The sequence below is a fragment of the Undibacterium sp. GrIS 1.8 genome, assembly GCF_040544445.1.
GTDB lineage: Bacteria > Pseudomonadota > Gammaproteobacteria > Burkholderiales > Burkholderiaceae_D > Undibacterium.
Window position 1 is genome coordinate 1 of the sequence record NZ_JBEONQ010000119.1, and the last position, 2,382, is coordinate 2,382.

General features: G+C 53.1%; 5 protein-coding genes. 1 reads left to right on the top strand and 4 read right to left on the bottom strand.

Annotation, left to right across the window (positions count from 1 at the left end; translation table 11 throughout):
* The 3 genes from AAKU64_RS22340 to AAKU64_RS22350 all read right to left on the bottom strand — a co-directional run.
* Nucleotides 1-275 (bottom strand): ExbD/TolR family protein (locus tag AAKU64_RS22340; RefSeq protein WP_354363080.1); only part of this gene is annotated, 275 nt, incomplete at its 3' end.
* Nucleotides 276-401: 126 nt separating this feature from the next.
* Nucleotides 402-830 (bottom strand): ExbD/TolR family protein, encoded by a 429-nt coding sequence (locus AAKU64_RS22345; protein WP_322118046.1) that lies wholly within the window; start codon nt 828-830, stop codon nt 402-404.
* Nucleotides 831-993: 163 nt separating this feature from the next.
* A complete protein-coding gene (locus AAKU64_RS22350; protein WP_354335807.1) occupies nt 994-1,866 on the bottom strand; it encodes a MotA/TolQ/ExbB proton channel family protein in 873 nt (290 codons plus the stop codon).
* Nucleotides 1,867-1,891: 25 nt separating this feature from the next.
* Here AAKU64_RS22350 and AAKU64_RS22355 point away from each other — a divergent pair, with 25 nt between their 5' ends.
* Nucleotides 1,892-2,122 carry a hypothetical protein gene (locus AAKU64_RS22355; RefSeq protein ID WP_354335805.1) on the top strand — a complete coding sequence of 77 codons (231 nt, stop codon included), beginning with the start codon at nt 1,892-1,894 and terminating at the stop codon, nt 2,120-2,122.
* A 16-nt stretch (nt 2,123-2,138) separates the two neighbouring features.
* Here AAKU64_RS22355 and AAKU64_RS22360 read toward each other — a convergent pair.
* On the bottom strand, nt 2,139-2,382 hold a 244-nt coding region (locus tag AAKU64_RS22360; RefSeq protein WP_354363081.1), incomplete at its 5' end, for an energy transducer TonB.

Genomic DNA, 2,382 nt, shown 5'->3' on the forward strand with positions numbered 1-2,382 from the left:
TTGTTCGGACGTAAGTGCACTTCCGGTTGATTCGGCGTCGCCGCCACTGCCGTCAGTTTGGATTCCAACTCGGCATTGTTCTGAATCGCTACACCGTCCCACAGTACCGTGCCGTCAAAGTCGACGTCAATTGAGATCACCACTGGTGGCTCAGTCTGTTTGGATTGTGAATTCACCGGCATATTCAGATTGACCGCGTGGTTCTGAATTGGGATGGTAATAATTAACATGATAATCAAGACCAACATGACGTCGATCAGGGGGGTCATGTTCATTTCGATCATGACTTCCGGTTCGCTCGAGTTCCCTGAGCCTAATTGCATACCCATACTATTCCTTTCGTTCTTTCACTCTTACCGCTGGTGACTGCCGTCGTTGCTTCGTTCTAGCTTCGCTCTTACTTAGTTCTTCGGCGGTGGTTCTGTCACAAAGGCGACTTTGGCGATCCCGGCGCGCTGGGCGGTGAGGATGACTTTGCCGACAAATTCGTAGCGGGTGTTTTGATCACCACGGATATGGAGTTCCGGTTGTGGTACCTGGTTCGTGACCGCTTTGAGCTTTTCAAATAAAACATTGGTGTCTGCGACCGGGGCTTCGTTCCAGAACATGTCACCGTCTTTGTTAATCGCGATGGTGATGTTTTCTGGTTTGGTTTTGTACGGTTGGTTAATTTCCGCCGGGAGCTTGACCGGAACCGTGTGGGTGACGACTGGGATGGTGATCAGGAAGATGATCAGCAGGACCAACATGACGTCGACCAATGGGGTGGTGTTGATGGTGCTGTTGACTTCGTCTTCGCCGTCACCATCGTTGCCGATTGCCATTGCCATAGTGTGTTCTCTTTCAGATGACAGATACTGAGACTGTACTTTGTGTTTCGTTCAGGAGGAGGTGGCACTGCCACCTCTTCTTGTGTTGCTTACTGTTGTACGCGTTTTGGCAATAATTTGGCTGCGGTCATTTGCAGCCTTGTTGCCTATGCCAAGTAAGGACTTAGGCTTTTTTGGACATCACGCCAGACAAGACGACGGAGTGCAGATCAGCGCTGAAGGCACGGATGTTTTCCATGGCAGTTTTGTTACGACGTACCAGGAAGTTGTAACCGAGTACGGCTGGAACCGCCACAGCGAGACCAATGGCGGTCATGATCAAGGCTTCACCAACTGGGCCGGCGACTTTGTCAATGGAGGCTTGTCCTGCTGCACCAATGGCGGTCAGCGCGTGGTAAATACCCCATACCGTACCGAACAGTCCTACGAATGGCGCGGTGGAACCAACGGTGGCGAGGAAAGCCAGACCATCTTGCAGACGGCTTTGTACTTTGTCGACGGCGCGTTGGATGGACATGGAGATCCAGGAGTTGAGGTCGATTTGTTCTAACAGAGCACCTTCGTGGTGGTCACTGGCTTTGGTGGCGGATTCGGCGATGAAGCGGAATGGGCTGCCTTCTTTGAGGCTGGTGACGCCAGCGTTGACGGAGGCGGCTTTCCAGAACTTGGTTTGCGCTTCTTTGGCTTGGCCACCTAATTTGAATTGGTCAATAATTTTGGTGATGAGGATGTACCAGCTGCCCATGGACATGATGAACAGGAGGAAGAGTGTGCCTTTGGTGACGAAGTCGCCGCCTTTCCAGAGGGCGTCGAGGCCGTATGGGTTGTCGACGACTTTGTCTTTGTCTACTGGGGCTGCGGCTGGTGTGAGGTCAGTGGCGGCTGGGGCTTCTGCTGGGGCGGCTGCAGCTGGTGCGGCGGCGCTGGCGGAGGCGGCAGGAGCACTAGCTTCTGGTGTTTGGGCTTGGGCAGTGACGACGCTGGTGGTGAGGGTGATCACCGCGGCGGCCAGGAGGGCTTTCAGACTGAATTTCATGTGCGTACTTCCTTCGTAAATTGGCATGTCAAATGCTGTTGTTGTTACTGTTGCTGTTATTTGGGTTGGCTTACGTTTGCCTGGCTTGGCTGGCGTTTGCTTGGCCTTACTTAGAGTTACTGCGAGACTTACTGTAAGAGTTACTGGTGTTGCTTTGTTCGGTAGTGCTGACCCGGGCTGGCTTGGCGTGTGGCTTGGCTGGCCCGGGTTTGGTGTGTTTCTTGGTACTGCTGGTATTTCTCGTGTTTATTTCTAATATGTCTTAGGCAGTCTTAGTCGAGCTTCCAGACGTATTGCACTTTGGTGGTGGTCGTTTGGGGCTTGCCGTCCACGGTACCAGGTTTGTTTTTGCAGGTGCCGGAGAGTAATTGGGCACGTACGGCGTTGTCGAGTCCTCTGAATCCGCTGGATTTGTCGATCTTGACGTCGGTGACGTTGCCGTCAGCGCCGATGACGACGGAGAGCATGACGGTGCCTGTTTCTTCGTTGCGTAACGAGGCTCTTGGGTATTCTGGT

What these genes read in the sequence shown, in the direction of transcription:
- AAKU64_RS22345 (WP_322118046.1), bottom strand. Translation starts at nt 830, where the DNA reads ATGGCAATGGCAATCGGCAACGATGGTGACGGCGAAGACGAAGTCAAC.
- AAKU64_RS22350 (WP_354335807.1), bottom strand. Translation starts at nt 1,866, where the DNA reads ATGAAATTCAGTCTGAAAGCCCTCCTGGCCGCCGCGGTGATCACCCTC.
- AAKU64_RS22355 (WP_354335805.1), top strand. Translation starts at nt 1,892, where the DNA reads ATGTCAAATGCTGTTGTTGTTACTGTTGCTGTTATTTGGGTTGGCTTA.